Annotated in this window: 18 protein-coding genes and 3 pseudogenes; 4 read left to right on the top strand and 17 right to left on the bottom strand. The window is 32.6% G+C overall.

Going from position 1 to position 25,895, the window contains the following annotated elements; genetic code table 11:
* Positions 1-54: 54 nt before the first annotated feature.
* The 12 genes and pseudogenes from G9F72_RS05770 to G9F72_RS05715 all read right to left on the bottom strand — a co-directional run bounded on the left by G9F72_RS05770 (position 55) and on the right by G9F72_RS05715 (position 16,940).
* Positions 55-933, bottom strand: a complete 879-nt coding sequence (locus G9F72_RS05770) for a DMT family transporter (protein ID WP_164958859.1) — start codon at positions 931-933, stop codon at positions 55-57.
* 17 nt (positions 934-950) lie between these two features.
* Positions 951-2,636 (bottom strand): amylo-alpha-1,6-glucosidase, encoded by a 1,686-nt coding sequence (locus G9F72_RS05765; protein ID WP_202054882.1) that lies wholly within the window; start codon positions 2,634-2,636, stop codon positions 951-953.
* Between the two features lie 32 nt (positions 2,637-2,668).
* Positions 2,669-5,764: a beta-galactosidase subunit alpha gene (gene ebgA / locus G9F72_RS05760; RefSeq protein ID WP_164958858.1), complete on the bottom strand. Its 3,096-nt coding sequence runs from the start codon at positions 5,762-5,764 to the stop codon at positions 2,669-2,671.
* 16 nt (positions 5,765-5,780) lie between these two features.
* Positions 5,781-6,605, bottom strand: coding sequence for a carbohydrate ABC transporter permease (locus G9F72_RS05755; protein ID WP_164958857.1), 825 nt, complete (start codon positions 6,603-6,605; stop codon positions 5,781-5,783).
* Entirely contained in the window at positions 6,602-7,543 is a 942-nt protein-coding gene (locus tag G9F72_RS05750; protein WP_164958856.1) for a carbohydrate ABC transporter permease, read from the bottom strand. Before G9F72_RS05750 ends, G9F72_RS05755 begins: the two co-directional genes overlap by 4 nt.
* A 67-nt stretch (positions 7,544-7,610) precedes the next feature.
* The gene (locus tag G9F72_RS05745) at positions 7,611-8,852 is read right to left on the bottom strand and encodes an ABC transporter substrate-binding protein (protein ID WP_164958855.1); all 1,242 of its coding nucleotides are present in this window, start codon (positions 8,850-8,852) and stop codon (positions 7,611-7,613) included.
* Positions 8,853-9,333: 481 nt separating this feature from the next.
* The gene (locus tag G9F72_RS05740) at positions 9,334-10,323 is read right to left on the bottom strand and encodes a D-cysteine desulfhydrase family protein (protein ID WP_164958854.1); all 990 of its coding nucleotides are present in this window, start codon (positions 10,321-10,323) and stop codon (positions 9,334-9,336) included.
* A gap of 15 nt (positions 10,324-10,338) precedes the next feature.
* A pseudogene (locus G9F72_RS05735) lies at positions 10,339-10,476 on the bottom strand (Rid family hydrolase); the annotation flags it as partial.
* Between the two features lie 89 nt (positions 10,477-10,565).
* Positions 10,566-11,912 (bottom strand): APC family permease, encoded by a 1,347-nt coding sequence (locus G9F72_RS05730; protein WP_164958852.1) that lies wholly within the window; start codon positions 11,910-11,912, stop codon positions 10,566-10,568.
* Between the two features lie 66 nt (positions 11,913-11,978).
* Positions 11,979-13,145 carry a MalY/PatB family protein gene (locus tag G9F72_RS05725; RefSeq protein WP_164958851.1) on the bottom strand — a complete coding sequence of 389 codons (1,167 nt, stop codon included), beginning with the start codon at positions 13,143-13,145 and terminating at the stop codon, positions 11,979-11,981.
* Positions 13,146-13,429: 284 nt separating this feature from the next.
* The gene (locus tag G9F72_RS05720) at positions 13,430-15,478 is read right to left on the bottom strand and encodes a sigma-54 interaction domain-containing protein (protein ID WP_164958850.1); all 2,049 of its coding nucleotides are present in this window, start codon (positions 15,476-15,478) and stop codon (positions 13,430-13,432) included.
* Between the two features lie 181 nt (positions 15,479-15,659).
* Positions 15,660-16,940, bottom strand: a complete 1,281-nt coding sequence (locus G9F72_RS05715; protein ID WP_164958849.1) for a cation:dicarboxylate symporter family transporter — start codon at positions 16,938-16,940, stop codon at positions 15,660-15,662.
* A 163-nt stretch (positions 16,941-17,103) separates the two neighbouring features.
* On the opposite strand from G9F72_RS05715, the gene G9F72_RS05710 reads away from it, so the two are divergent.
* Both G9F72_RS05710 and G9F72_RS05705 read left to right on the top strand, forming a co-directional pair.
* Entirely contained in the window at positions 17,104-18,384 is a 1,281-nt protein-coding gene (locus tag G9F72_RS05710) for an ATP-binding protein (RefSeq protein ID WP_164958848.1), read from the top strand.
* Between the two features lie 4 nt (positions 18,385-18,388).
* The gene (locus G9F72_RS05705; RefSeq protein ID WP_164958847.1) at positions 18,389-19,306 is read left to right on the top strand and encodes a response regulator; all 918 of its coding nucleotides are present in this window, start codon (positions 18,389-18,391) and stop codon (positions 19,304-19,306) included.
* A gap of 146 nt (positions 19,307-19,452) precedes the next feature.
* Here G9F72_RS05705 and G9F72_RS05700 read toward each other — a convergent pair whose 3' ends face one another.
* Together G9F72_RS05700 and G9F72_RS05695 are read right to left on the bottom strand one after the other, a co-directional pair.
* A complete protein-coding gene (locus tag G9F72_RS05700) occupies positions 19,453-20,322 on the bottom strand; it encodes a PilZ domain-containing protein (protein ID WP_164958846.1) in 870 nt (289 codons plus the stop codon).
* Between the two features lie 96 nt (positions 20,323-20,418).
* Positions 20,419-20,604, bottom strand: a pseudogene (locus G9F72_RS05695) (TipAS antibiotic-recognition domain-containing protein); the annotation flags it as partial.
* Here G9F72_RS05695 and G9F72_RS05690 point away from each other — a divergent pair.
* Positions 20,593-20,985: pseudogene (locus G9F72_RS05690) on the top strand (AraC family transcriptional regulator); the annotation flags it as partial. The pseudogenes G9F72_RS05695 and G9F72_RS05690 sit on opposite strands and share 12 nt — an antisense overlap.
* Before the next feature lie 232 nt (positions 20,986-21,217).
* Here G9F72_RS05690 and G9F72_RS05685 read toward each other — a convergent pair.
* The 3 genes from G9F72_RS05685 to G9F72_RS05670 all read right to left on the bottom strand — a co-directional run bounded on the left by G9F72_RS05685 (position 21,218) and on the right by G9F72_RS05670 (position 24,773).
* The gene (locus G9F72_RS05685) at positions 21,218-22,036 is read right to left on the bottom strand and encodes an EFR1 family ferrodoxin (RefSeq protein ID WP_164958845.1); all 819 of its coding nucleotides are present in this window, start codon (positions 22,034-22,036) and stop codon (positions 21,218-21,220) included.
* Between the two features lie 84 nt (positions 22,037-22,120).
* Positions 22,121-23,239, bottom strand: a complete 1,119-nt coding sequence (locus tag G9F72_RS05680; protein WP_164958844.1) for an RRXRR domain-containing protein — start codon at positions 23,237-23,239, stop codon at positions 22,121-22,123.
* A 769-nt stretch (positions 23,240-24,008) separates the two neighbouring features.
* Complete coding sequence (locus G9F72_RS05670; protein ID WP_164958843.1) at positions 24,009-24,773, bottom strand: MerR family transcriptional regulator; 765 nt, start codon at positions 24,771-24,773, stop codon at positions 24,009-24,011.
* A gap of 276 nt (positions 24,774-25,049) precedes the next feature.
* On the opposite strand from G9F72_RS05670, the gene G9F72_RS05665 reads away from it, so the two are divergent.
* Positions 25,050-25,667: a nitroreductase family protein gene (locus G9F72_RS05665; protein ID WP_164958842.1), complete on the top strand. Its 618-nt coding sequence runs from the start codon at positions 25,050-25,052 to the stop codon at positions 25,665-25,667.
* Positions 25,668-25,895: the final 228 nt, after the last annotated feature.

Below are 25,895 nucleotides of genomic sequence, written 5' to 3'. Positions count from 1 at the left end.
CACTTTAAACTTATTCAATTCTATCATATTTAATATGGTTTTCCTAATAATACTTTATTTTAATGCTTTACTTTTTCTAAAAAAAGAAAATTTTGTTTCTGAGGTAATAATAGCAACAAATATTAACAAGCATCCTATTAATATTTTTAAAGTCATCTGCTCTCCTAGAAATATAACCGATGCTAGAGCTCCAAACACAGATTCCGTAGAAAGTATAATAGCTGCTCTGGTTCCTGTTGTATACCTCTGCGAAACATTTTGCAGAAGAAACGCTAGCGCCGTACTAAAGATACCAAGATATGATACTGCGAGTACTCCCTGTGAATTCAGGTGAATATTTGTTTGTCCCATAACAATAATTGCTATTAACGACAGTATGAAAGCAACAGCAAGTTGAATAATAGTAATCATAATAGCATCATATTTTTTCACATATTCGCCTACAAAAAATATGTGAAAAGCAAAGCCGAGGGCACATATTATTGTGAGCATATCCCCTGTATTTATCTTAAAACTTCCATTTAGAGTTAAAATTCCTGCACCAGTACACGCAAGCAGTGCTCCTATTATCCCAAATTTGTCTACAGGTTTCTTAAACAACATTGTACCTATAAAAGGTACCATAACCACATTTATAGAAGTTAAAAATGCATTCTTTGAAGGCGTTGTATACTGAAGACCCTCAGTCTGAAAAGCAAAGGCCAGAAAAAGAAAGAAACCTAAAATTATTCCAGCCTTTAAAGAGCCACTATTAATTTTTTTAAGATTTTTTCTGTATATTACTGCCATAAGCACTGTAGAAATAAAAAACCTGAGAGTCATAATTTGAAATGGAGTAAGCTTTGAATCTAAGGATACACGGGATGCTACAAACCCCATACCCCATATTATTGCAACAGATAAAAGCCCAAGCTCTCCAATATACTTTTTCATAAACACATTTCCTCCAATTATAAATACTCCTTGGCCAGCATTAAAAACACGCTGGATGTCCATGTAAAAGCAGGGTCTACCAGGCCTTTACCTGTAAAAGGATCAAAATTTTCAGCCATGCCTCCTGTAATGGTTGCATTGCAGAAACGCTGGGCATAATCCTTAGCAATTGATGAATACCCCAAAGAATTTAATGCATCAATTATCAGATACATAACAGGAGCCCAAACAGGTCCAAGCCAATAGCCATCCTCCTTATACAGGGGACTTTTATAAGATTCCGTAGCAAGACCAAAGGTGCTTTCAAAATCATCTTTAAGACTGGTTACAATACTAGCTGTTATCTCAGTTGGAAACCTATACCCAATAACAATAGGAAGCCTTAATAAAAGACTAGTTCTATAGGGTATTTCTCTCTCCTGGGCCGCATGTACAATAGCTGAAAAACCATTTCCACTCCATAGACGTTTCATTAAAAGCTCATACATATCATCTGCTTCTTTTCTCCATCTGTCCTTATCTTCCATCTTACCTAGTTCATCTGCCATTTCGGATAAAATATCCATCTGTCTTATAAGATGAGCTGCTAGGTCAGGAGACTCCACGGGAATACCCATATGGAAAACAGAAGCATTATCCCACCCTGAATCATTGCCATGGTTATACAGGGGAAGAGTATTTTTGTTTTTCCTTCTATACACTAGCCAGTACTCTGTTGCTCTTGATAAGGATTCATACATAGTTTCCACAACATCTCTAGTGTTAAAAAAGTTGTTGTTTTTTCTTATTTTACTAAAGGCCCATGCATGAATAGGTGGCTTACAGCAGCTAAAGGAGGAATACCTGTCATTTATAAAATCCGGGTATATTCCACACTCATCCTGATTATCTACAAATAACAAAAGCTGGTCTAAAGCAAGTCCCGGATGATTTAAACTTAACATCATTGCATTAAAACAGTTATCCCAACTCCATATGTTGTTCATTGAATTTTTTGACATATACATGGCATAACGTGTTAATTTATCCTGAGGATGAACAACACAGGACCAAGTTATATAGCTTGCAAGCTCCCTTGAGGCCTTGTACCTCTCTAGAACTTCAGGCATGGATTTAATCCAATCTCCATAGCATTCGTCCACCTTTTTTTGAGCCATTTCATAACTTTCAAAGTTTTTACATTTCCACACGGTCTTATAACTCTCTATAACAAGATGCATATAGTCTTCTTTAGTTTCAACATCCATAGCTATGCTTTCATTCCCTACAATCTTCCAGGGTGCATTTAATGCTACATTCCCCTCTATCAAGGAAAACATCATTTTAATTTCCTTGGAATAAAAATGATATTCCCACTTATCTAAATCATACTGGAGTACATTATCATATCTTGTTTTAACTGCATTAAACCGAAGTCCAATGCCTCTCGCTTCAATATGAATCATATCCTCTTCACTAATACAAATATTAATTTCATCCTGGGGATTTTCAGCTCCCATTAAAGTTAGCTTTGTTTCACTAACTTTAATACTGTATGGGACTGGGTTTCCATTTTTTATTACTTCTATTTTAAAAATTGTGCTTTCGGATTCATCTCCTCCATGCACATCTCTTAAAAGCAATTCTCCAGACTCTAAATCTGTAGAAAAAACAAGATATGATCCGTACCGACTAAAGGGTACATCACTTATATTAAATTCCATACTATCACCTCTTAAATATTATTTAAGTTAAACTATTTTTCATATAAAATTTTACTGTATTTTACAAGGTCTATATTTTCTTCATTATAAAATGACAGCTCAACTTCAAAATTAAATTCCCCAGGACTTAGCTTATACTTCGGAAGTTGATCCTGACCACAGCTAGCGCTTCCAAGTCCATTTTGTCTATAGTCAATATCTAACACCATAAAATCAGCTTTTTTTATTTCATGCTGGTGCCTAGCAGTTTCTAACATTTCTTTTGTATAGTCGTGAACAGTAAAATCAAAGGTGCTGCTAGACTTTACAAAAATCCCAGTATTTAAATCCTTTACGCTCATCCAATATACATCTGTATGATTTCCATTTTCTTGTGGATATATATAGGGCGTGTGCATATTTTCTACTTTATTTCTATATACCCCAGTAGTAGATGCGAGCTTACTATCACTATAGGATTCACCAGGACCTTTTCCATACCACGCTGCACTGCTAAGTTCCTTATTTACAAATAGTTCAAGCCCTATTTTCGGGATTATACTTGGCATATTTAGTTCTTTCCTAAAAGGATGTCCTTCTACCTTTATCACTATATCACCATTAGAGTGTATGGTGTAATTATATACTGCTTTAAAGGCCCATCCTTGATTTGGTGGGGCAATATGAACACCTATTTTTACACAAACAAAAGAACTATGTTTTTCATATTCAATATATTCTAATATCTCCTGCATCATGTGAAGGAAATATTTTTCTTTCCAATCCTTCAAAAGGTACATGTCATTATCAATAGGAGCGCGCCAAAAGTTTAAGCTAGGCCCTTTCTCTATTATCCTCCTGCCTTTGTATTTATACTCCTCAAGGCATCCAAAAATTTTATTAAAAATAACCTCGAAATCACTTCCCACTATAATAATTTTTCCGCCATTTTCTTTTACCTCTAGTTCTCTATTAACAGGACGTATATACTTATTTGATTCAAAAATTGGAAGCTTGAACTGCTCAAATGTTATCTCATGCCCAGCTTTTGCCCACAACTCATCTCTATTTAAAACATATTTTATATTAATCCAGTAATCTGTATTTTCAATTACCTTTTGTATATTAATCGGGATTTTAATTTCCTTTTCCTCTCCTGGATTAACATCACTAAGGTGTATAACTCCAGAATCCAATAGGTTTTCATCAAAGCTAACATTCCATTTTATATCAACATGTGATAAATCAATAAAATCGTACAAATTTTTAACTTTAATTATTCCTCTTTCAAGATCCAAAGCATAGGTACTAATAGGCTCAATAACCTTCTTATACTCTAAAAGACCTGGTGATGGCTCTCTACTCGGAAATATAAGTCCATCTATGCAGAAGTTACCATTATGTGGATAATCACCAAATTCTCCTCCATAAGCATAGTGCTCCTGTCCCTCTTGGTTTTTTTGCTTTATACCGTGATCAAACCATTCCCATATAAATCCGCCCTGAAGCCTTTTATATTTTCTAAACATTTCCTGATATTCCTTAAGACCTCCAGGTCCATTCCCCATGGCATGTCCATATTCACAAAGTATATGTGGCTTTTTCCCTTCCTCATCTTTTCCGATTTCTTCAAGCTTGTGGAGCCTTGTATACATAGTACTAAATACGTCGCTTATAACTGCTTCTCTATCGCCTTCATAGTGTATAAGTCTTGTATTATCGATACTGCGGCATGCCTGTGCCATAGCAGTAAAGTTGCTTCCGAATCCTGATTCATTTCCCAATGACCACATAATAATTGAGGGATGGTTCCTATCCCTTTTCACCATCCGTACAGCCCTATCTACATATGCCTTTTCCCATCTGTTATTATCACTTATCCAATTATAATTTCCCGTAAGCTCAAAGCCATGGCACTCAATATCGGTCTCATCTATTACATACAAACCATAAATATCACATAGTTCATAAAAATAAGGGTGGTTTGGATAATGAGAGGTTCTAACCGCGTTTATGTTATGTTTCTTCATTAAAAGCACATCATCTAACATATTTTTTCTTGTTACAGTTCTTCCCGTTTCAGGGTTGAAATCGTGCCTATTCACTCCATTTAACATTATTATTTTTCCATTTACAGTGAAATTCCCATCTTTAACCTCTATTTTTCTAAAGCCAATTTTAAGAGGTACAGAGTAAAAAGTTTCTCCTGCTGAATCCTCTAATTCCACTATAAGTGTATATAAATAAGGAGTTTCAGCTGTCCACTTGTTTGGGGATAATATTTTTTTCTCTAGTAATATTTTAATACAATTCTCTTTTTCTATGGCAATATCACTATATTCAAATTCACATATATCTCTATTGCTCATATCAAATAAACTGCATTTCACACTAAATCCCTTAATGCCTACAGTGTTGTAGTTTGAGCAGAGTATATCAAGCTTTAGGGTTGAGTCATTGTAATTCTCATCAAAGTCAGTTACAACATAAATGTCGTCTATACAAGCATAGGGCTCGTTTATTAATTCCACACTTCTGAAGATTCCACTGAGCCACCACATATCCTGGTCTTCAAGGTATGTACCGTCAGACCACTGATAAACCCTTACTGTAATTTCATTTTCTCCCTGATTAACAAAAGAGGTTATATCAAATTCTGAGGTTAATCTGCTTCCCTTGCCATAACCTGCAGGCTGTCCATTTACCCAGATATTAAAGGCACTATCTACACCATGAAATTTTAGCATAGTACGATTTCCTAACCATTTACTGTCCAGCTTAAAACTACGTTTATAAATTCCTGTAGGATTTTCTGTAGGCACATATGGTGGATTGATAGGGAATGGGTAATATACATCAGTATAGTGCATCTTTCCATAGCCCTGAAGCTGCCAATTTCCTGGGACCACAATATCATTCCAGTTTGAAGCATCATATTCAATACTATTAAAGTTATCAGGGGACAATTCCGGCGCTTTTAGAAACATAAATTTCCATAATCCATCAAGTGTTATTTTTCCAAAGCTTTTAACCTCATCATAGGTTAAAGCATCCTCCATGGAATTATATCCATTAAAATCTGCCCGACTATCTTTTCTGTTTACATGGAGTAAATCAATATTTTCCCAATCCTTTATCTTTCGCTGCATAAAAATGCTCCTTTCATTATTGTTTTATACCACCGCTCATACCTTCTACAATATACTTTTGTGCAAAGGCAAAAACAATAATAGGTGGTATTATCATAAGAATCGTAATGGCCATTATAGGTATTATTTGCATGTTGTGGACTCCCTTAAATGATGCAAGTCCCAGTGCTAAAGTATATTTTGTTCTATCCTGTAGGAAAATAAGAGGACCAAGATAATCATTCCATACAAGAAGGATATTAAGTACGCCTATAAGTATTAAAGGTGCCCTCATAATAGGAACAAATATCTTTGAAAAAATCTGAAAATCATTTGCTCCATCAATTTTTGCAGCTTCTTCAAAATCCCTTGGGATTCCCATTAAAAACTGTCTTAAGAGAAATACACTATACGCTGATGCAAAAAACGAGGGTACAATCAGAGGTTTTAATGTATTTATCCATTTAAAAGCATTAAATTCCATATAAAGGGGTATCATTGTTACATCCCAAGGAATCATCATAGTAGAAAGCAGTAAAACAAAGAGTATATTCTTTCCCTTGAAATTGTATCTTGCAAAACCATAGGCCACAAGTGAACAAGAAATAACCTGACCTATTGTAGTAAGCACAGTTACAATTACAGAGTTTTTTAAGTACACATAGAAGGGTTGCGAATTCCAAGCTTTTATAAAATTGTCAAAGTGCCATACACTAGGCATTATCTTAGGTGGAAATGAAAAGGCTTCCCCTTCTGTTTTAAATGCTGTAAGAATCATCCATACAAAAGGAAATAAAAAATAAATTGTAAATATACCTAAAAATATATATATTATTATCTTTTCCGTTTTGCTTATCTTCACTTTTTATTACCTCCTTTTTTGTTAACAGCCAATTCGTTTTCGTAGAATACCCAGGTGTCAGAGGATTTAAATATAACAGCTGTCAAAATTAATATTACAACAAACATAAACCACGCATTTGCACTGGCATATCCAAGTTTGAACTGCTTAAAGGCATTGTTATACACATAAAGCCCATAAAAATAAGTTGATTTCATAGGTCCCCCATTTGTTAATAATAGCGCCAAAGTAAGCTGCTGCAACGCAGTGATAGTTGATGTAATAAGATTAAATAAAAGTGTTGGAGTAATAAGTGGCAGTGTAATGGCAAAGAAGGATCGCACAGGCGATGCACCATCTATATAAGCTGCTTCGTACACATCTTTTGGAATGCTACTTATTGCTGTATAGAATATAAGCATCATTGTACCTACTCCCCAAGCACTTGCAATAACAATAGCTGTAATAGCCACTTTGGGGTCTGTGAGCCACTTTGGGCCTGTAAGCCCTATAAGGGATAAAAAATGATTTAAAATTCCATATTGAGAATTTAAAATCCATCCCCAAATAATTGAAATTGCCACACCCGATACTACAGTAGGTATATAGAAAATAGTTCTGAAGAACTTTACTCCCTTTACTGGCCTAGTTATAAGAAGTGCAAGAATAAGAGCTAAAATAAGATTTAAAGGTACAAAAATTAAGGCAAATTTTAGTGTTATAGCAAGTGATTTAAAAAACTGAGTATCAGTCTTAAACATATTTATGTAATTGCCCAGGCCTACAAATTCCCGTGTTCCTATAACCGGCCAATTGTAAAAACTCATTATCAATGAGAAAACCAGCGGCACTAGAGTGAATACAAGAAATCCTATTATCCATGGTGATATAAAAAGATAAGGTGTAATATTACTCATAAACTTCTTCTTTTTTATTTTTATCTCCTTGTTCTGTTCCATATGAAAACCTCCTATATTTAATTTAAGGAATTATCCCGATTTTAACGGGATAATTCTTTAAAAAGTACTATTTCACAGCTTCATCAAGAGCCTGTTTAGGATTCTTATAGCTACTTGAATTAAATACCTGTTCGAAGACAAGTGATAATTTATCAGATATCTGACTCCATTTATCTATTTTGAATGATGAAGGTGTATACCCTTCACTCTGGCTGAGCATAGTATAGAATACTGAATATGTGCTATCATTTAAAAGATTTTCTGATTTTGCCACGGATTTTAATACTGGAATTTCATATCCAATACGAGCCTTATTTACTTCCTCAGATGTCCAGTATTTCATAAACTTCCATGCAGCTTCCTTATTCTTTGAGGTCTTTGATATAGAAACTCCTGAAGAACTTATAATACTTACGGATTTCTTGCCTTTCTCAAATACTGGCAGTGTTGCAACACCGAATTTTATACCAGCGCTTTTTAAAGTATCCAACGACCATGACCCGTTTATAAACATTGCAGCCTTTCCGGTTTTCATTTCATCTAAACCAGAGCCCTCAGAGGCAATTGCAATGCCATCTTTTTCCATGTTTTGGAACATACTAAGAGTTTCCACAGCCTTATTGCTATTTAGATTTCCCTCAAGTTTTGAATCAGCTCCTGCATATTTAGTGCTATTGTTCCATAGATACATCTCAAAATCATAGGGATCCGGCTTGCCAGAAAAAGCAAATCCATATACCTTTTCACTTTTACTTGTCAGCTTCTTTGCTGTTTCTGTAAGTTCCTGCCAAGTCCAGCCAGCTGTTGGATATGGAATACCAGCTTTATCAAAGAGTGCTTTATTGTAGTAAACTACATGAGTTGTGTAACCTACAGGCATGCCAAGAACTTTTCCCTTTATAGAATTATAGTTCCATAATGCTTCATAGAAGTTATCCTTATAAGGTTGTCCTTCTTTTTGAATATAACTATCAAGAGGTTCAAGGGCACCTCCATATTGAGGATAATTCCACATATACATTACATCAGGAGCATCATTTGCGCCTATGCCTGCAGCAATCTTAGTATCATAGTCATTACCATATCCCTCTAGAACTACATTCACATCCTTGTTTTCACTGTTGAACTTATCAACTAGTTTCTGCTGCAATGTAAGAGTTTCATCAGAGTCCCATGTTGCAAATCTTATGTTTGCCTTTTGTTTAGGTTTTTCTGTAGTATTGCTGCTTGATTTACTTGCACAACCAGCAAACATGCTTAGAGTTAAAGTCATTGCAATTAATAATGTTAATACTTTTTTTGTTTTCATCATTTTGCCCCCTTAATAATAAATGTGTAAGTTTATCTCAAACCCATGAAAATTTATATTTTATGAGTTTTCAAACATTTATCTGTAATATGTTCTTCACTAAGATTTGGTTTAAATCTAAAAAACCATAATGTCTGTAGTTGCTACTTCTATAGCTTGTTTATAAATTTCATATGCAAGTTGTAAAACGTTTACTTTAATTAATAATATACAATGCTTTTTAGTAAAAGTCAATAAATAAAGTAGTAAAAACATCTGTTTTTACTACTTTACTTATTCGTTAATATTATTGATAATATTTCTTTTCACTACGATTTCTCTTTTAAGTATTTTAAATAGGTATCAGAGTCGCCATTACTAGTAAATGTTACAATTAATAACATCTTTTTAATATCAAGAGTTTTTTAATTTTTATATTAATTTATTTAGTAAAACTTAATAATTTTTACTAAGTGTATTTATGAAAACAGCTAAAGCCGAGCTAAAACATAAATAAGTGTTTCTGAGGGAACAATCCAAATGCTCCTCCGGTATGAATAAATAGGATGTTTTTACAGTTTTTAAATGTTCCCTTTTTAATTTCTTCTACCAATCCATACATTGCTTTACCAGTATATACAGGATCTAAAATAATTCCCTCTAGTTTTGCAAAGTCATGAATAAAGTTAAGCTCTTCTGGCCTGCTCAGTGCATATCCTCTTCCCACATATCCATCCATAATATGAATTTCATCTTTTGAAATGTGTAAATCCACATCGAGGTACTGCATACTTTCATGCAATATTTTATAAATCTCATTTTTGAAGTGCTGCGCGTCATCACAAACGTTGAACCCATAGATTTCACCAGTATACTCCAGTGTTTTGCTTGCTAGAAATAGTCCAGAATGAGTTCCACCAGATCCTACTGCCAGTACAATTCCATCGAAATGCACATCCATTTCCTTTTCCTGGCAAATGATTTCCTCCATGGCATTATAGTACCCAAATCCACCAATTCCATTAGAAGCACCTTCTGGTATAATATAAGGCTTACATCCCTGTTTCTCTAATTGCGCCTTGATTTGTTCCATAATTTCAGCTTTATTATTTTTATATTCTTCTGGAGTAATAAAGCGAATTTCCGCTCCCAAAAGCTTATCTATAAGCAAGTTTCCATCTACTTCTGTCTCTGAATCACCTCTTAAAACAAGTACTGATTTCATTCCAAGCCTTGAAGCTACTGCCGCCGTAGCTCTGCAGTGATTAGATTGAATTCCTCCACAGGTAATAAGTACATCTGCGCCTTGATTAAGAGCTTCTCTTACAGAAAATTCAAGTTTTCTTATCTTATTACCGGAGACTTCTGTTCCTGTTTGATCATCTCTTTTTATATAGATATTAGGTCCACCCAGTTTTTGCGACAGCCGTTCTAGTTTTTCTATCCTTGTTGGTAGGTTTGCAAATATTATTTTTTCTGGAATTTTAATCATTGAAAAATCTCCTTTTTATATAAGCGCTACAGCTTCTATTTCAAGTATTCCATCCTTAGGCAGTTTTGCCACTTGAACACATGAACGTGCTGGTTGATTTGAAGTAAAATATTTTTCGTATACCTCATTTACTATGGCAAAATCATTCATATCTTAACTGCCTGAGAGTATGGCCCAATTGCTGCAGGTGATTTTTTAGTTGAAATAATTTCTTTTATCATATTATTCTCCTCCTTGCTACTTTATAAAACTATATCTTGGTTTTCAGCGTCTTTTTTATTTTTTTTATTGTAATAATAATATACAGGTAACCCTATTAACGTGAGTCCTGTTCCAACAATAGCACTAATAGGTGAATCTTTGATAGTTGCAAATATTAAATACATTCCTCCTACTGCTCCAATTATTGGTGTAATTGGGTATAATGGTACATGATAAAGTTCGGGGTTATGTACCACCCTCTTTCTTAGAATAAATACTCCAATGATACCCAATGTATAGAAAATCCATAATACAAATACGACCATGTCAGTTATTGAATTAAATGTACCAGTTACTACATATAAAATTGCAACTATGGATTCTAGTAATATTGCATTAATTGGAGTTCCCTGTTTAGAGTTTACTTCACTTAAAGCCTTTGATCCAGGCAATTGTTTACGTTGTCCCATTGCGTAGGCATACCTGGAACCACAGGCGAGTAACCCGTTCATACATCCAAATACTGAAAGCATCATTCCAATAGTTATAAAAATTGCACCACTTTTTCCAAATAGGATTGTACTTACATCTACACCAATTTTACTTGAATTTACTGCTACATTACCTGGCAATACATGAAATATAGCCAAATTAAAAGTAACATATACAACCATAACAAGTCCTATTCCTATAATTATTGCCTTTGGTAAATCCTTCGCAGGTCTTTTCATATCATCAGCTAAAGAACATACACTTAACCAACCATCATATGCCCATAATACACCCAGTAAGGCAACTGCAGGAGAGCCATTTTTAAGATCCCCAACTAATTCCATATTTATATGAGAGGTTGTACCATGTAGTAAGCCAAAAATGACTATTAATGCCATTGGAAGTAATTTACCTATTGTTGCTACTGTCTGCAGCCAAACTCCATATCTAGTTGAAATTATTTGCGCTACTGCTAATAAAACAACTAATGAGACTGCTAAAATTTTCTGCTGCATACCAGTTAAAGGTATAAAGAACGTTGAAAATATTGCAAAAGCTATGGCATTTGCTGCAACTGATGCTGGCATATTTATAAAAGTGCTTATCCAACCAAATAAGAAACTAATTTTATCATTATATAATTCTGCTAAATAGGCAATCATTCCTCCTACTTTAGGTATATACCCAGTGATTTCTGCTACAGTAAGAGCTGCCGCTGTAGTAATAACACCACCAACAATCCATATCAATATTGAGCTACCTGTAGAACCCATATTTTTTAGAACTACTGCTGGCTTTAAGAACACGCCTGATCCAATAACCAACCCAATAACAAACATCATACCTTCAAACGTATTCATGCTTCTTTTCAGTTTCTCTGTTTTTTCCTTACTCATATAATTTCCCCCCCAATTTTATTAATTAGTAGACGAATGTGAAATACCATACTCTCATAAGTTCGATTACAACTTATCTATAGCTGTCTTTAATCTTATTAATGCTTGCTCAACTACTGATCTAGGACATGCAACATTCATTCTTACATACCCTTCGCTCTCTTTTCCATACCATAAGCCAAATGCTACTTTAACCTCATTATTCATAAAATCTTCTAGTTCCTTAGCGCTCATTTCAAGTTCTTTGCAGTCTATCCAAGCAAAATATGTTCCTTCGGGAGTATAAGTTTTTAGTTTCGGTATATTTAATTTAATGTAATCATTTACAAAATCTAGATTACCCTTTAAATATTCCAATAGCTGTTTAAGCCATTCTTCTCCATACCTGTATGCAGCTTCAGTGGCAACCAAGCTAAAACAATTATTTCTTTTTATATCTTGTATTTGTAAAAGATGATTATATGTTTCCAGTTGCTGTTTATCTCCAAAAATTAGTATAGATGATTGTAGCCCCGCTAAATTGAAGGTCTTACTTGGTGAAATACAGGTTATAGAATTTTCAAAAAATTCTTCTGAAATGGATGCAAATGGAGTATATTTATTATTTCCATACACTAGCTCGCAATGTATTTCATCTGCTATAACTTGTATTCCGTACTTCAGACAAATATCTCCAAGCTTTATTAATTCCTCTTTTGTCCATACTCGTCCAACTGGATTATGTGGATTGCAAAGGAAAAACATTTTAGCTCCTGCTTTTGCTTTTTGTTCCAAGTCATCATAATCCATTTCATATCGACCATTTACAATTTTTAATGGATTTACAACCAATTCTCTATCATGATCCTCTACAATATCAAAGAATTCGTTATAAACTGGTGATTGAATTATTATTTTATCTTTGGGTTTAGTAAATTCTTTGATCATCATAACCATTCCCGGAATTACCCCATGGCTGTGAGCCATCCATTCACTTTTGAGATTCCATCCATATTTCTTTTTATACCATTCACAAGCTGATTCAAAATATGAATCTGGTCTTGAAACATATCCAAATATTCCTTGCTCTGCTCTATTTATTATTGCATCAATAATCGGTTTTGCAGTTTTAAAGTCCATATCTGCAATCCACATCGGTATTAAATCATCACGTCCAAACTTAGGTTTCAATTCATCATATTTAGCAGAAAAATTCACTTTCCTATTGTTAATTTCATCAAAATTATATTTCATTTTTAATCTCCTTTTTATTTTAGATTTATGTTAATAAACACGTTGTTTCTTTTCCATGCTTTACTCTTTGGTAATTGCATTAATTATTGTTTTTGCTGTTCTAAAGTCCATATGTTGTTATTATCGTATTTGCAAATACAATATACTAATAAGCAATAACTATGCCAATGTTAATATAATACCGTTTACAGTAGAATTCATAATAGCTCTTCATAAATAACCATATTATATAAAATAAATGGGTTAAATAGATTTATTATTAATCTATTTAACCCATTTATAAGCTATTGTAGAAATTTTAGACCTAAATCAGTTATTTTACTTCCACCTCTACCTTTAGATATTATTATCATTTTATATTTTTCCAAGTTCACAAATATTGTCCTTATTTCTGGTTCAGTTAAAAATATGTTTTTCTCGCATGCAATCTTAGCGATTGCCCTGCGCCCTATTCCAACTCGATTTTTGTAGCAAATGGCTAACTGTTCTAATACTAATAAATAATCGCTAAGCCTCTCCCCTACCATATTTATAAAATCTTTAAATTCTGTATTTTCATAGATGTTTATTACAGTTGTATTTCTTGTTGAATTGCATAAATTAAATGGAAGATCTTCAACAGCTATTTCTCCCTCTGAAATACATGTTAAGTATTCGATATAATTTCGAAGCTCTCTTATATTTCCTTCCCATGTATAATCTAAAAATATTTTTTTAATTTCATCTGAAAGTTGAAACTTACTTTCTAGATCCTGTTTTAGCTTTTCCATGATAAGTAGTATATCTTGTCCCCTATCTCTTAGAGGTGGAATATTTAATGGTAGAACATTCAACCTATAATATAGATCCTTCCTGAAATTACCCTTGCATACAAGTTCCTTTATATCTTCATTTGTAGCAGCAATAATTCTTACATCCACATTGATAACCCTATCTCCACCTATACGAGTAACTTCCTTCTCCTGCAAAATCCTCAATAGTTTTGATTGAAGGTTAAAACTCATTTCTTCTATCTCGTCCAAAAACAAAGTACCCATATGTGCGAATTCAAATAAACCAAGCTTCCCTCCTTTTTTTGCTCCAGTAAAAGCACCTTCCTCATATCCGAAAAGTTCACTTTCTAGTAAACTTTCAGGAATAGCAGCACAATTAACTGCAACAAAAGGAAATTCTTTCCTTAAGGAACTCATATGAAGCGCTTGGGCAAAAAGCTCTTTCCCCGTACCACTTTCTCCTGTAATCAAAACAGGCGAACTTGCTTTAGCCATTTTTTCTGCTATATGTTTTGTTTTTACAATTATTGGACTTTCACCAACTATGTCTTCAAAAGAGTACTTTGCTCTATATCCCCTATTTAATAACTGTAATCTTAATTTTTGCTGCCGATATTCGGCATCCTTAAACTTTTTTATTATAGCAAATGCACCAATTGATTTATTCTTACTAATAACGGGTACAAGGTTTAAATCAATATAAACATCATTTATTTTTATCAATTTAGACTTAATAGGTTCTAATGTATTTATAACAGTATTAAAAGGAATGTCGGAAATAATTTCTATTACTGGCTTTCCAAGAACTTCATCTTTCCTTTTCCCAATAATTCTTTCTGCACTATTATTAAAGGCAAAAATAATTCCATTAGCATTAACCCCAATTATACCCTCATCTAATACTTTTAACAGAATATCAAACTGGCTTTCAAGTTTATTTGTCTTACCTGCTAATTCTTCTAAACTATAGCCATTTGATGCAACCCTATCAGAATACTCTATAAACTTGTCTTCTTTTAATAAATATTCAAGTTTTAACTTTAGTACAATCTCAATTATAGTACTAGTATCTAAAATTCTATCTCCAATATCCATAACCTTCTTAACATTCTTGGGAACAAATTTTGATTCTCCAGGTGTTATTGCAAAATCAAGCTCTTGAATTTCATTGATTCCTGGGTATACAGGAATTAATTCTAAATGATTTATTCCCAATTGACTAAACAAAGAAATAGTATCAATGCACATATCTGCACTGGAATTAACAAGCATACACTTTGTTCCACTCGGTATTTTTTTAATTTGTTTAAGTACAATTTTGGATAAAGTTAAATTTGGAATTACAATTTCACATTCATCTGAAATATTCTTTTTTACTGTTTCATAAATTGAATATGTTGATACCATTACTACATCAGCATTTATTATTTTATTAATTGAATTATCTTCAAATGAAAACAACTTAACATCAATACTATCTCCAAATAGCTCTTTTAATTGCCCTTCATAAAATTTTGCAGCTGAAACAACGAATGTAACAATTGCTACTACTTTAACCATAATCTTACCCCCTAGCAAAAAGTATAAGTGCTTATTATATTCTACAGGTTTATTTTTATTGCTTTACTTTTGTATTTTAACATAAATGTCAAACATAAATTGAAATATAATAATTATATATAAAAATAAACCTTGCTCATAAAAAATGAGCAAGGTTTATTTTTTGTGTTGCTAAATTTCATTAGCTATTTACTGCAATTTGATCCATTGATTCTATATACTCATTTCCTTTTATAGGGTTATATTGGCCCTCCCATTTGGATATAACTACACAAGCGAGAGAATTACCAACTACATTTACAGCAGTTCTTGCCATATCTAAGATACGATCTATACCTGCTATGAAGGCTAATCCTTCTATTGGAATCCCTACAGAACCTAATGTGGCTAAAAGAACTACAAAGGAGACTCCTGGAACCCCTGCTATACCTTTTGAAGTAAGCATTAATACAACCATTAGATTGATTTGTGTAAGCAATGGTAAGTGAATTCCATATAGTTGCGCAATGAAAAGCGCTGCTATGGCTTGATATAAAGTGGAACCATCTAGATTAAATGAATATCCTGTTGGTATAACAAAGGATGCTATTGCCTTTGGACAACCGAACTTCTCCATTTTCTGCATTAGTTTTGGTAAAACTGCTTCAGAACTAGCAGTACTATATGCCAGTATTAGTTCCTCCTTTAAAAGTTTTATAAAGGAAAATATATTTACATTAACCATTCTAGCCACTGATCCCAATATAACTATTACAAAGAATATCATAGCACCGTATGTGGTTATAGCTAATTTGGCAAGTGGAATTAAAGCAGCAATACCAAATTTGGAAACTGTTATACCTATTAATGCGAATACACCAAAGGGCGCAACCTTCATTATTTGGTTAGTTACCCAGAACATTGCCTGCGCGATACCTTCACAAAGTCGAAGAACTGGTTTGCCTTTTTCTCCAATTGCCCCAATTCCGAGTCCGAACATAATTGAGAAGAAAATAATTGAAAGCATATCTCCGTCAGCTAAGGATTTAACAATATTAGTTGGAACAATATTTACAAAGGTATCTGCGAAAGTGTGATGTTGAACAGTTGATGCAGTATCAACATAACTTGAAATACTTGTTTTAACAAGAGAATGCATATCTATACCAGTTCCTGGGTGAAATACATTTCCTATTAATAAACCCAGAACTATTGCAACAGTAGTTATAACTTCAAAATATAGAAGTGTCTTACCACCAAGTTTTCCAACTTTCTTTATATCTCCTACACCAGCTATACCTACAACTAATGATGAGAAAACAATTGGTACAACTATCATTTTAATTAACCTTAAAAAGATATCGCCCATAGGTTTAAGGAAAGTTGACACTGCTGGGTTACCATAAAATACCGCTCCTACAATAACACCTAAAATAAGACCAATAAGAATTTGCATAGCTAAGGTAAATTTAATTTTCTTCATGAACATTCCATCCCCTTCTTGAATAAATATATTATTTCAAACTTTCATCTATTTTTTATCTTGATATGATTGTATAATTAAAACTACATAATCTTACACAAAGCTACAAAATAAATATTCCGACTTTTTAAAAAAATAAATTTCATCAAGGAGTGTAATTCATTTGAAAGATAATTATTTTACTCTGATTTTTATAGCAATCATTGTAACTTTAGCCGGTGAACTCAAGTTTTATCCCTTTCATGGCAGTTTTAGAATAGGACTGGGCATACCAATATTTTTCTTGTTTCTGCTTTGGACTCGTAAAATTCCTGCAATTCTAGCAGGTTTTCTAGTAGGAATTTTCGTTGTTGCCTTTCGTATTACTTTAGATTCCTATTTTAATGGCAGTTTTCATTTTAGTTCTGAATTGGTATTACACTTTTCTTCCCTATTTTATTATGTAACTTACTCTTTGCTTTTTTATTTAGCAAAGATAAATAAAATTCATCATCGTCCTCTATTAATTGGTTTTTTTGCAGTTTTAATAGAAATGACTGCTAGCATGATGGAACTTTTAGTTAGACATTTGATTTTAGGAAACACAATAAATTTCACTATGATTAGCGAAATTATTATAATATCCTTTATAAGAAGCTTTTTCACCCTAAGTTTCTTTTATATCGTTATGCTTAACAGAGCAAAACATTTAGCAGAAAAGCAGCTAAGGCAAAACTCTCATATGATATTATTAATTTCTAATTTATATGAGGAATCAGTTCAATTAAGAAAATCACTACAAAATGCTGAAGATATCACTAGAGATTGTTATACTCTCTACCAAAATCTATTAAATACGGATACTATTTTAAATGTTAAAGAATTAAGCCAAAAATTATTGGGTATTACAGGTCAGGTACATGAAATAAAAAAAGATAACCAAAGAATTTATGCAGGATTATCCAAGATGATAGCTGATGGTAATTCTACTGATTATATGACAATTGATGAAATAATTAGCATCATTCTTGAAACAAATAAAAAATATTCTTACTCATTACATAAAAATATTGAATTCAATTCAGTAATTAATGATGTTTATCCTCCAATGCATGTCTACACAGTACTTTCTATTATTAATAATTTAGTGTCAAATTCTGTAGAAGCAATAAAGATTGACGGATCAATAAATCTCTCTATAAGTAAAACTCGTGAATTAATTGAGTTTATAGTTGCAGATGATGCTGGTGGCATACCTAATAATAAAAAAGAGCTTATATTTAAACCAGGCTACACCACTAAATATGATAATTCTGGGAAGCCATCCACAGGCATGGGCCTGCCCTATATAAAAGATGTAGTAAATAACCTTAAAGGTACTATAGTAGCACGAGATAATAGCGAAAACCTTGGAACAATATTTGTTATTCAATTACCAATAAGCAATTTAATTCAGAAAGGGTGATAATATGCGATTTTTTATAATTGATGATGACCAGGTTGTTCGTTCTATTTTAAGTGAAATCATAGAAGATTTTGATCTTGGAGAAGTGGTGGGAGAGGCTGATAATGGTTCTACTGTAGATTCTGATCTCCTTTCATATAAAAAAGTAGATATACTTATTATTGATTTGTTAATGCCTATTAAAGATGGGCTAAATACTGTAAAAGATTTAGGCTCAGAATTTAAAGGAAAAATAATAATGATCTCCCAGGTGGAAAATAAAGAAATGATAGGAAACGCCTATGCCCTTGGGGTTGAATATTATATTACTAAACCTATTAATAGACTTGAATTCATTGGAATTACTAAAAAAGTAGTTGCACACATGCAGCTACAAAAATCCATTAATGATATTAAAGAGACCTTAAGTGTTTTAGGAACTGGAACACAAATAAACAAAAACTTGCCTACCTCTTCCGAAAAAAATATTCTTACTGCTGGACAGTTTCTCTTAACTGAGATAGGCCTAATAAGTGAAAGTGGCAGTAAAGATATATTAAATATTTTAGAATACTTATTTGAGCTTGAAAAGGATACACCCCTTGGACATGAATTTCCTTCATTAAAAGATATTTTTATAAATTTAGCTACAAAAAAGAATAGTGTTTCTGGAAATCAAGATGATATAAAAAAGGAAATGAAAGCTTCTGAACAAAGGATTAGACGGGCAATTTTTCAATCCCTAAACCATTTAGCTTCCCTAGGACTCACAGACTATTCAAATCCTAAATTCGAAGAATATGCCTCAAAATATTTCCACTTTGCAGAAGTTAGAAAAAAAATGATGGAGCTTGCAAATGATGATCTCTGTATGTCTCCTACACGCATTAACATTAAAAAATTTATTAAGACCCTTTATATTGAGGCTAAAAAACTAATTTAAAACTGCTGTTCTAGAAATTGGAGGAGGAATCCAAGCAATCTATGGAGTAAATACCATTCTTTAAATTGTAATTAAGGAAACCCATTTTTGGGTTCCCTTAATCCTATACAAGTATCAACACTATTCTTAAACATAACCTGTTATTTTTATACCCACCACTCAAAGCCATGTTCTTCAGGCTTTGGATAATTAAACTTTAGTCTAAAACATTCTCGTGTTAATAATCCTTTTTCTAAAGAAAAATCCACTACTTCTTCTAAAATACCAGCTATCTTTTCCTTTTCTGAATCAGGGATATCTAATTTCACACCATATCTATATTTATTCTCTTCAGCTTTTGCTCTCCAGAGCGCATAACCTTTAGCATAAATTTTTATATCAGCAATAACTATACTAAATTCTAAAAGTGTATCCACATCCATTGGTACTTCGATGTCAGTAATAAATTGAATACCATCTTGTGAGATATTATCTATTAATATAGTGACCCACTGCCATATGCCAGATTTATTACTAATTTTGTATACTTTCATTTTTGCAACAAAATTATTATTAAGCTTATATCTTTTATATAGTCTTTTATTAAATTTCCCCTTATATTTTCTAATACAATCTGCTCCATCACATGAGCAAAGTGCAGAATTGCTTAAAATCCCCTCTTTATTTAACTGACTAAGCTTGCTTATGAACTGTTCATGATCATTATCAGCCTTATTAACAAACTGAACTCCATATCTATATATACCCCTATCAATTTCTTCTTTTCTCACAATATTACCATAAAAAGCAGTGCTCATATCTTCAATGATCACCTTAAACTCAATAACCATAATATCACTTACTGGTAGGTTTAAACTATACAGAAACTTAAGACCACCAGAGCTGATATTTTCCACACAAATATTTCCCGTTCCAGTAGTGACCGTTTTATTATTAAATTTAACAATAGAAATTTGTGTACAAATTGGTGTTTTACACTCAATTCTAAAAAATTTTCTAATATCTCTTGTTTCCATAAAAAACCCTCCTTCCTTAATGAAAATATATTATAACTTTAGTTTGTTTTATTATCGTACAATTTCATCAAGTTCTGAACTATGGAAACCTTTTTTTTATTTTTTCATACCTGTGTAAATGAGAACTGCATCTCTTAAAAAAGCTGCCGTACCAGGTTGTTCTTTATCATAGTACGCTGTGAATCTTTCATCATCAACATACATTTGAGCAAGCCCAGCATGTGCCTCCTTGCTATACTCACTCCAATAATAGGTAAGCCATTTTTTGTGCAAGTCCGCTGCCTATGGGGAGTGCTTTCTAGTATTAAAGAAGCTATCTACGAACCTATCGGAATGTGGATGCCTGAGAACTTAATTAAAACAGGCACCTCATCATATACTTAAGGCGTAGAAGTTCCCGTAAGTTACGCAGGAGAAGTCCCAGAAGGATTTGATTTAATAGACCTTCCCCCCTGCAAAATGATGATATTTCAAGGGCAGCCTTATGATGACGAAAAATTTGATGAAGCAATAAACGAACTATGGGATACTATGAAAAATTATAATCCCGAGCTTTATGGCTTTAAATGGGCGGATGAAGATGGCCCGAGATTTCAATTGGCTCCTATGGGATATAGAGGATATATTGAGGCAAGGCCAGTAAAACAGTTAAATATAAAATAAGTATTATAGATGGAAATGGTAACTTCCCAACTAATAGTTTCAATATTCAAAGGGAGTTCATAATGCGAACTCCCTTTAAACATTTCCATTAATTTATTCCATAGGATATTTTAATCCCCATTGTTTCCTTAATCCATCCATAATCTTTATAATTTTTAACGACTCGTTAAGTGACATTATTTCACTTTCACGCCTCTGCATTTTATTGCTATAGACTCCTAAATATCTAAATTTATATAAATAATTCTGGTTCTCTTCGATAACCGCAACCAATTTCTAATTCATATTTATGTCTTAAATAATCTTCATCATCATAATACTTTGCATTCATTGGACATTTTTTAACACACGCCCCACATTTAATACACATTCCATTTAACTTAGATACATCTTCAAAATCTATAGAACCCATAGGACATATATTTGCACAAATTTTACAGTCATTGCAATTGCTATTTGTTTTTGGAGTAACCTTTCTAATGTCAACCGCAATACCCTGTTCATTTTTAGGAATATAATGTTTTCTATAAGGTTTGTTTCCTTTTATAAATATAGCTTGAATTTTATCTTGAATTGTTATTTTTGTGTGTATTTGATTAGCAAAGTCATTTACTATGTCCATATCTTCTGCATCTGGTCGGTTTTTAGCTAACGTTTTAGAAAATGCGTGTTCTCCAATAAATGCACCCCCAGCAATAACACTAAAACCGTTTAGTTCAAGTATTTCTTTTAATTCTATTAAAGCATCATCATAATTTCTGTTTCCATAAACAACTACAGGAATTGCTAATGCGCCATTACCTTTAATCGAGTTTAAATATTTTAATAATACATTAGGGACTCTTCCTGCATAGACCGGAACACCTATAATGACAACATCTTCTTCTTTAAAAGATACTGTTTCTTGCCTAACTCCCGGTAATGTAAAATCAACATTATTTGAAATCATTTCTTTACCAATATCTCCTAATATTTTTTCTACTATACCACATACTACTTTTTTAGTTGTACCTGTGGCACTGAAATACATAGCATTAATTTTTTTATCCATAATAATTCCTGGTTTCTTATATCTAAACATATCTAACCATTTAAATTTAAAACCAGTATTCACCTCACTTTCTATTTTTTGAATTTATAAAAATCTTATACTATTCGGTCTTGAAATAAGATTAAGACTTTTTAACCCGTACCTTTTAAGTACAATATCATCTTTGGTTGTCATATTAAACTGTTTTTTATCTGGATATAATGCTGTTATATATCCAATATAACATAAGCCATTTCGCTTGGTATATTTAACATAATCTCTTAATCTAAATCCATCAACAATTTTATCTATATCACCCTTTGATTTTCTGCGTAAAGGTTTTATATGCCATTCTTTAATGTTGATATCCTTAGTTTTAATTTCAGTGCCACAAACTACTAAAGCATCATTAGAATGACTTTTTTCTATATTCCAGTCTATTCTATGATTTGCAGTATCTGCGCCTGTAGTCAAAGATAGTGGCGCTATTTTCCCAAGTTCCACTTGCAGATATTTTTTACCTTGCATAACATGCATTGGATGCCTAATATACAAATTCTTACCTTTAATTTTAGTTAAATATCTATCCATCATGTTAGAGTTACAATCTACGCACTTAAAGTTATCTCTCATAAATACAGCTAATCTAATATTATTATCAAGTCTATTTGACTTTTGATACTGCCATTTGTATAGCTTTTTGCCTTCAATCATAGCCCTTATGTCTATAAGAACATCTTCAAGATATATAGCATCTATCTTAGTCCATTTTAACAGTTTACTTACAACCCTTAATATAGACTGTTTCTTTTGTAGTATAGTTGGCGCAAGTCTATTCTTGCGTTTAGACGCGCGTCTGTTGTCAAACCTCTTTTCACGATATCTTTTATGGTACCTATGATATGTTCTATGGCCCTTTCTTACAGTCATTTTTGTGGAAACATCTTGCCTTAATTCTATAGTTCCTTTGAAAACTGTTTTAACCTTTGTGTTACATTGTTGAATTATTCCCAGGCCCACATTTTTACTTCCATCATCAATTCCAAGATAATTTTTAACATCATCAATATTATCATCCTCAACTATTTTTTGTAGCTGTATTACCATTGGAAATTTATTAAGCATTTTAGCTTTGTTTTTCCGAATAAGATAATATGCTTTGTTTTTGTTGCATGGACTTAATCTGTTGCCAGATAAGTCCACTACAAAAGAATATTCGACCATCTCTAGTCATCCTCCTAATGGGTATTTTTCTTCTTGCCAATGTCAAATGGTGGTGTATTGAGTTTTGATGTGTCTAACCATAGCAATTGCCTTAGGTTCGTTTCTTTCTAACTATCGTAGGGCTTCAGACTGAAGTACATCTAAAGGTACGTCTTTAACCAATCATCTAACGTAGTTCATTGTGCTATTTCTTTTTCAAGAAACTACACTCACTTAGGCTTGAAAGCAACCTTTTGATTAACCAATGCACGCTTTACTTTTTCTGTCATTATAGAATCATTAAGTCCTTATTAAATGGCGGCTTCCTCTAATAGAAATACAATTTTAAACCTCATATTTTTTATTTTTATAATACAATATAAGATCCACTAATACCATTAGAAAATTTATAAGATATAATATCATTATTATATCTCTGCTATATAATATTTTGTGTATAATTCCGAATATATACCCCACTATTACTATAATCAAAAACATTGCACTTTTTCCCTTTGTGGAACGTGATTTTATAGATTTATAAATGTTTGCTGGCTAAGCTAATCCAAAGCAAATTAACATGCCGGTTTCAAAAATACTCAAGTAACTCATCCTTCCTTTGTGTCAATTCTAGTAGTCAACAATTTTACCTTATAACTCTACCCAATACCTCTGAACGAGATTTCCATCGTCCTCCATCAACTAAAAGGATGCCAAATAGGCACCCTTTTACAAAAAAAAATATTTTTCAATTAATGCTGCAACCTTTGAGGTAATAACAGCTTTTTTATTATTTTTTCATACCTGTGTAGATGAGAACTGCATCTCTTAAAAAAGCTGCCGTACCAGGTTGTTCTTTATCATAGTACGCTGTGAATCTTTCATCATCAACATACATTTGAGCGAGCCCAGCATGTGCCTCCTTGCTATACTCACTCCAATAGTAGGTAAGCCATTTTTTGTGCAAGTCCGCTGCCTCTTGTGCTATATCACTTGCAGGGTCGCCATTTTTAAAAGCTTCAGCTAGGGTGATTGTCACCTGGCTCGCAAGCTTTGTCACCTCATCGTACTGCTTCTGTGTCATGTTCATTGCCTTTGCATTTGATTTTTCAATTGTATCCTTGCCATACTTTTCTCTTATTTCACTACCATACTTTTTCTCATTATCATCAATCATGTTTTTCTTAAAGCCTTCAAATTTTTCTTTATCACTCATTTTAATTTCCCCTCCAGTTATTGCTATTGTTTTATCTACATTTGCTATTAAAGTATCCAATTGATTTCTTTTTTCCAGGAGCTTTTCACGATGTTCTATAAGTGCATTAGCTGCATTAAAGGAAGGTGCAGTTACTATTTCCTTTATACTATCTAAACTCACACCGAGTTCTCTGTAAAACAGTATTTGCTGTAACCTATCAACCTCTTTTTCACCATAAATTCGATATCCTGACGAATTAATTCTTGCCGGCTTCAGAATTCCTATTTCATCATAATACCTAAGTGTTCTGGTGCTCACACCTGCGAGCTTTCCTAACTTTTGCACTGTATATTCCATACGCTCATCTCCTTACAAGATTATTGTACACATTTACGTAGCGTTAATGTCAATAGATATTTTTAATAATATTTTCTTTGAAAACTACTTTTAGCAAAATAATATGATGTATAATTGAATAATAAAACAATTGTACAATATTATGTGTTTAGGTTTCGCTTAATAGGGTATAAATGCGCTTAAACCCATTTCTTTTCCAGCACAGTTTATTGTAATACCATATAATTGATGTAAAAATATATATATCTTTTCTATATTATAGGAGGAGTGTTATAAATGGAATTAATTGAAACTATAAAATCTAGAAGAAGTATAAGAAAATTTAAACCTGATCCTATTCCTGATCAATATATAACAGAACTCATTGAAGCCGGACGACTTGCACCATCAGGAAGCAACTTGCAGGCTACCCGTTATGTAATAATTAAAAGTCTGGAGGCTAGATCAAAACTTGCGCAGTGTACTCCATTACCTTTTGTAACAAGGGCACCATTAATTATAGTGTGTTGTATAGACAAACAAGTTTTAACTACAACAAATGCTCGAACAAAGGAATTAATTGAAGCAAATGCTTTTATAGATACACCACTTGCTAACATGAGTAAAGATTCAGATGCTTTAGAAAAAAGAAAAAAAGAAATGGATGAAGAAAGCCTAAAATCATATTTGTTTTTAAATGCAACAATAGCACTAGAACACATAGCTTTGAGGGCTGTAGACTTAGGTCTTGGAAGTTGTTGGATAATGATGTTTAACAGTAAAAAAGCAAAGGAAATTCTTGAGCTTGATGAAAGATATGATGTGGTAGCATTATTACCTATAGGGTACCCCGACCAAAACCCATCACAAAGACCAAGATTACAATTAGAGGAATTAATAATTCAAACAATTTAAAATTCACTTTCTCTTAAAAAGGTTCTTTGCTAAAATTACATTAGAAATAATATCAATCTGACTACCCCGTATTGTTTTACTTGCAATCATAAATTGTCCATTTACATTACTTTTTAAGCGTATATTTTAAACTACCATTTACTAATACAAAAGAAGAATGTAGCTAGATTTGGTTATACAAATCAAGCTACATTCCCCTCATATTTCAGTTTTAGTTGTTAATGTTTG

Source organism: Clostridium estertheticum (assembly GCF_011065935.2).
Classification (GTDB): Bacteria; Bacillota; Clostridia; order Clostridiales; family Clostridiaceae; genus Clostridium_AD; species Clostridium_AD estertheticum_A.
Note: the sequence above shows the minus strand (reverse complement) of the source record. Positions and strands in the feature narration are given on the sequence as shown.